The organism is Streptomyces sp. NPDC093109 (assembly GCF_040701725.1).
Lineage (GTDB): Bacteria > Actinomycetota > Actinomycetes > Streptomycetales > Streptomycetaceae > Streptomyces.
The window spans coordinates 1-5,773 of record NZ_JBFBEZ010000092.1 but is presented as its reverse complement, the minus strand read 5'-3'; the positions used below and the strand labels follow the sequence as shown (position 1 = coordinate 5,773).

Here is a 5,773-nt window from a genome sequence, read left to right as displayed (position 1 = left end):
GTGTTTGTGGACTTCGCGCGTCAGCGGGGTCTGTCGCCGGACGGTCGGTGCAAGGCGTTCGCGGACGCGGCCGACGGTGTGGGCTGGTCCGAGGGTGTGGGCATGCTGGTGCTGGAGCGCAGGTCGGACGCCCTGCGTAACGGTCACGAGATCCTCGCCGTCGTGCGTGGCAGTGCGGTCAATCAGGACGGTGCGTCCAATGGGCTGACGGCGCCGAACGGTCCGTCGCAGCAGCGCGTGATCCGGCAGGCGCTGAGTGGTGCCGGACTCACCGCCGCCGATGTCGATGTGGTGGAGGCGCACGGTACGGGGACGACGCTTGGCGACCCGATCGAGGCGCAGGCGCTGCTGGCCGCGTATGGGCAGGACCGCGATCCCGAGCGGCCTCTGCTGCTCGGGTCGGTGAAGTCGAACATCGGGCACACCCAGGCTGCCGCCGGGGTGGCCGGTGTGATCAAGATGGTCATGGCGATGCGGCACGGGACCGTACCCCGCACCCTGCACGTGGACACGCCGTCCTCCCACGTCGACTGGTCCGAAGGCGCCGTCGAACTGCTTGCCCAAGAGGCGCCCTGGCCCCGCACCGACCGGCCCCGCCGCGCCGGGATCTCGTCCTTCGGTATCAGCGGCACCAACGTCCACACCATCATCGAACAGCCCGAGCCCACCGAGACGTTGGAGCCCGGCGCCCCCCGCCACACCGCAGGTCCCCACCACTGGCTGGTCTCCGGCCGGACCCGCGATGCCCTGCGCGGCCAGGCGGCCCGGCTGCTGGCGCACGTCCAGGCGCACCCCGAACTCGACCTGCTGGACGGGGCGTTCTCGCTCGCCACCACCCGCTCGGGCTTCGACCGGCGCGCCGCCGTACCGGCCGGGGACCGTGCCACGCTGCTGCGGTCCCTCACCGCGCTCGCCACCGACCGCCCCGACGCCGGGGTGATCGAGGGCGAGGCGGTGGGGCGCGCCAGGGTCGCCATGCTCTTCACCGGCCAGGGCAGTCAGCGCCCCGGCATGGGACGCGAACTGTACGCCGCCTACCCGGTGTTCGCGGCGGCCCTCGACGCGGTCCTCGACGAACTGGCTCCCCATATGGCCACGTCCGGGCCGTCACTGCGTGACGTGCTGTTCGCTGCCGAGGGCACGGCCGAGGCCGCGGCGCTGGACGGGACCGGCCGGACCCAGCCCGCGCTGTTCGCGTTCGAGGTGGCCCTGTACCGGCTCGTACGGTCCTGGGGCGTCAGGCCGGACTTCGTCGCCGGGCACTCGGTCGGTGAGCTGGCGGCGGCCCATGTCGCGCGTGTGCTGTCGCTGGCGGACGCGTGTGTGCTGGTCGCGGCGCGCGCGAGGCTGATGGAGGCGCTTCCTGGCGGTGGCGCGATGGTCGCGGTACGTGCCACCGAGGACGAGGTGACCGCGGTGCTGGCCGCCGTGGCGGGGCGCGCCGAGCGCGTGTCGATCGCGGCCGTCAACGGACCGGAGTCGGTCATCGTCTCCGGCGACGAGGACGCCGTACTCGAAGTCGCCGCCGAACTGGCCGAGTCGGGGCGCAAGACCAAGCGGCTCCGGGTGAGCCACGCCTTCCACTCGCCCCGGATGGCCGGGATGCTCGACGCGTTCCGCGCGGTCGCCGAGGGGCTGACCTTCGAAGCGCCGACGATTCCCCTGGTCTCCGGCCCGGCCGGCACCCCGGTCACCGCCGACGAGGTGTGCACACCGGAGTACTGGGTCGAGCATGTGCGCGCCACCGTCCGGTTCGCCGACCGCGTCCGCACCCTGCGCGACCTCGGCGCCACCGTCTTCCTGGAGGTCGGCCCCGACGGCACGCTCTGCGCGATGGCCCAGGACACCCTGGGCGACACCAGCGACGCGCCCCTCGTGCCGCTCGTCCGCGCGGACCGCCCCGAGACGCTCGCCCTGACCACGGCGCTGGCCCGGCTCCACACCCACGGGGTACGGATCGACTGGCCGGCACACTTCGCCGGCAGCGGCGCGCGCCGGATCGATCTGCCGACCTACGCCTTCCAGCACACGTACTACTGGCCGCAGCTCACCACCGCGCCCCACTCACCTTCCAGTCCGGCCGGCCCGGCCGTCGAACCGGCGGACCAGCGGCTGTGGGCCGCAGTGGAGCGCGGCGACGCGGGCGAACTGGCCACCCTCCTCGGCCTCGGCGCGCGGGAACACGGCACCGTCGGCTCCCTGCTGCCCGCGCTCACCACCTGGCGGCGCGGCACCCGCGAGAAGACCCTGCTGGACACCTGGCGCTACCGCGTCGAGTGGACCGCACCGCGCGGGCCGGCCGCGCCGGTGCTCGACGGCACCTGGCTGCTGGTCGCCGGCGCCGCGACCGCCGCGGCCGAACCCGGCACACTGGACGCTCTGGCGGGCGCGCTCGGCGCCCACGGCGCACGCGTACGCCGGCTCGTCCTCGACGCCTCCTGCGCCGACCGAGCCGTGCTCGCCGCGAAGCTCGCGGAGGTCGAGGGGGACGACCGCGCCGCGCACGTGCTCTCCGTACTGCCGCTGGACGAGCGTCCGAGCGAGAGGTACGCACCGCTCACCGAAGGGCTCGCCCTGACCGTCGCCCTGGTGCAGGCCCTCCACGGGACCTGTGATGACACGGGCGATGACACCGGCGGTGGCGCCGGGCCGCGGGGACGGCTGTGGACCGCCACCCGGGGCGCCGTCTCGACCGGGCCCACCGACCCGGTCACGCACCCCCTCCAGGCCGCCGCGTGGGGGCTCGGCCGAGCGGTGGCGCTCGAACTGCCCCAGCAATGGGGCGGTTTGATCGACCTGCCCGAGACGCTCGACCGGCGCGCCGCACAGCGGCTCGCCGGGATCCTCGCCACCAAGGACACGCCCGACGGGGAGGACCAGGTGGCCCTGCGCCCCGCCGGGGTCCTGGGCCGCAGGCTCGTCCGCCACCCGGTACGGGAACTGCCCGCCGCCGGGGAGTTCACCGCCCGCGGCACCGTACTCATCACCGGCGGCACCGGCGGACTCGGTGCCGAGACCGCCCGCTGGCTCGCCCGCTCAGGGGCCGAGCACCTCGTCCTCACCAGCAGGCGCGGCCCCGATGCCCCGGGTGCCACCGAACTCCGCGCGGAACTTGAGGGGTTGGGCGTCGGCGTCACCCTCGTCGCGTGCGATGTCGCCGACCGCGACGCGCTGGCCGCCGTCCTGGAAGGCATCCCGGCCGACACACCGCTCACCGGTGTCGTCCACACCGCGGGAATCGGCCACTACGGGCCGCTGGCGGAGACCGAGCTCGCCGACTTCGCCGCGCTGACCGCCGCGAAACTGGCCGGAGCCGCCCACCTCGACGCGCTGCTCGGCGATCGCGCACTCGACCTGTTCGTCCTGTTCGGCTCCATCGCGGGCGTGTGGGGCAGCGGCGGCCAGGGCGCCTACGGCGCCGCCAACGCCTACCTCGACGCCCTCGCCGAGCACCGGCACGCCCGGGGACTCACCGCCACCTGCGTGGCCTGGGGACCCTGGGCGGACGCCGGCATGGCCGCCGCCGACACCACCGTCTCCGCCACCCTCAGGAGCCAGGGCCTCGGCTTCCTGGCGCCCGGCCCGGCCCTCACCGAACTGCGCCGCGCGATCGTCCGGCGCGAGGCGACCGTCACCCTGGCCGACGTCGACTGGGACCGCTACGCACCCCTCTTCACCTCCGCCCGCCCCAGCGCCCTGCTCTCCGGCCTGCCCGAAGTACGCGCACTCGCCGCCGCCGCCGTGCGGGACGGCCGGCAACAGCACGGCGAGGCCTCGGAGTTCGTGGCCCGCGTACGGGATCTCGGCGAGTCGGAGCGGGCGCGTCTGCTCACCGACCTCGTACGCGACGAGGCCGCGGCGGTCCTCGGCCACCCCTCCGCCGAAGCCGTTCCGGAGGCCCGCGCGTTCCGCGACATCGGCTTCGACTCGCTGACCGCCGTAGAGCTGCGCAAGCGTCTCGCCACCGCCACCGGCCTCACACTGCCGACCACGATGGTCTTCGACTACCCGACCCCGTTCGTGCTGGCCGGCTATCTGCGCGCCAGGATCGTGGGGTCGGCACCGCAGGCGCCGGGCCCGGTCGCCACCGGCACGGCCTCCGAAGAACCTCTCGCCATCATCGCGATGAGCTGCCGCTTTCCCGGCGGCGCCGACTCGCCCGAACAGCTCTGGGATCTCGTCAGGTCGGGTACGGACGCCGTCACAGAGTTCCCCGTCAACCGGGGCTGGGACACCGAGGGGCTGTACGACCCCGACCCCGACCGGCCCGGCACCACGTACTCCACGCGCGGCGGATTCCTGCACGAGGCCGACGAGTTCGACCCGGTCTTCTTCGGGATCTCGCCCCGCGAGGCACTGGTGATGGACCCGCAGCAGCGGCTGCTGCTGGAGACCACCTGGGAGACCTTCGAACGCGCCGGCATCGACCCCGCCGCCCTGCGGTCCACCCTCACCGGCACCTTCATCGGCTCCAGCTACCAGGAGTACGGGCACGGCGCGGGTGAGGGCACAGAGGGCCACATGGTCACCGGGAGCAGCCCCAGTGTGCTGTCCGGGCGGCTCGCGTACGTCTTCGGACTGGAAGGGCCCGCCGTCACCGTCGACACGGCCTGCTCCTCCTCGCTCGTCGCACTGCACCTCGCCTGCCAGTCCCTGCGCAACGGTGAGTCCACCCTCGCCGTCGCGGGCGGCGCCACCGTCATGACCACGCCCAACCCCTTCGTCGCCTTCAGCCGGCAGCGGGCCCTCGCACGGGACGGCCGCTGCAAGGCGTTCTCCGACGACGCGGACGGGATGACCCTCGCCGAGGGCGTCGGTGTGCTGCTCGTGGAACGGCTCTCGGACGCGCGGCGCAACGGCCATCCCGTGCTGGCGGTGATCCGCGGATCCGCCATCAACCAGGACGGCGCGTCCAACGGCCTCACCGCCCCCAACGGCCCCTCCCAGCAGCGCGTCATCCGCCAGGCCCTCGCCAACGCGCGCCTCGCCCCGTCGGACATCGACGTCCTTGAGGCGCACGGCACCGGCACCCCGCTCGGCGACCCGATCGAGGCGCAGGCGCTGCTCGCCACGTACGGGCAGGACCGCGACCCGGCGCGGGCGTTGCTTCTGGGATCCGTGAAGTCCAACATCGGGCACACCCAGTCCGCCGCCGGGGTCGCCAGTGTGATCAAGATGGTGATGGCGTTGCGTGCGGGCGAGCTGCCGCCGACACTGCACGCGCAGGCGCCGTCGTCGCATGTCGATTGGTCTTCGGGTGCGGTGCGGTTGGTGTCGGGGGTGGAGGGGTGGCCGGAGACGGGTCGGGTGCGTCGGGCGGCGGTGTCGTCGTTCGGTATCAGTGGTACGAACGCGCATGTGGTGCTGGAGCAGGCGTCTGTTGACGGCGCCGGTGACGGTGACGCTGAGGGTGATGTTCCGGTGGTGCCCGAGATGCCTGTGGTGCCGTGGGTGGTGTCGGGTCGGAGTGGTGCCGCGGTGCGGGAGCAGGCGGGCCGGTTGGTGGCTCGTGCGGCGGCGGGTGGTGTGGATGTGTCGCCGGGCGATGTGGGGTTCTCGCTGGTCACGTCCCGTGCGCTCTTCGAGCACCGGGCCGTTGTCGTCGGTGCGCCGGACACGGATCCGCTGGACGGTCTGCGCGCGGTGGCGGACGAAGGACCGTCGGCGGTGGTGGCGAGGGGTGTCGCTGATGTCGAGGGTAGGTCGGTGTGGGTGTTTCCTGGGCAGGGGGCTCAGTGGGTGGGGATGGGGGCTCGGTTGTTGGTGGAGTCGT

1 protein-coding gene is annotated in these 5,773 nt (G+C 73.6%); it reads left to right on the top strand.

Annotated features, from left to right (window positions below; genetic code table 11):
* Window positions 1-5,773 (top strand): type I polyketide synthase (locus AB0389_RS37535; RefSeq protein WP_366400079.1); only part of this gene is annotated, 5,773 nt, incomplete at both ends.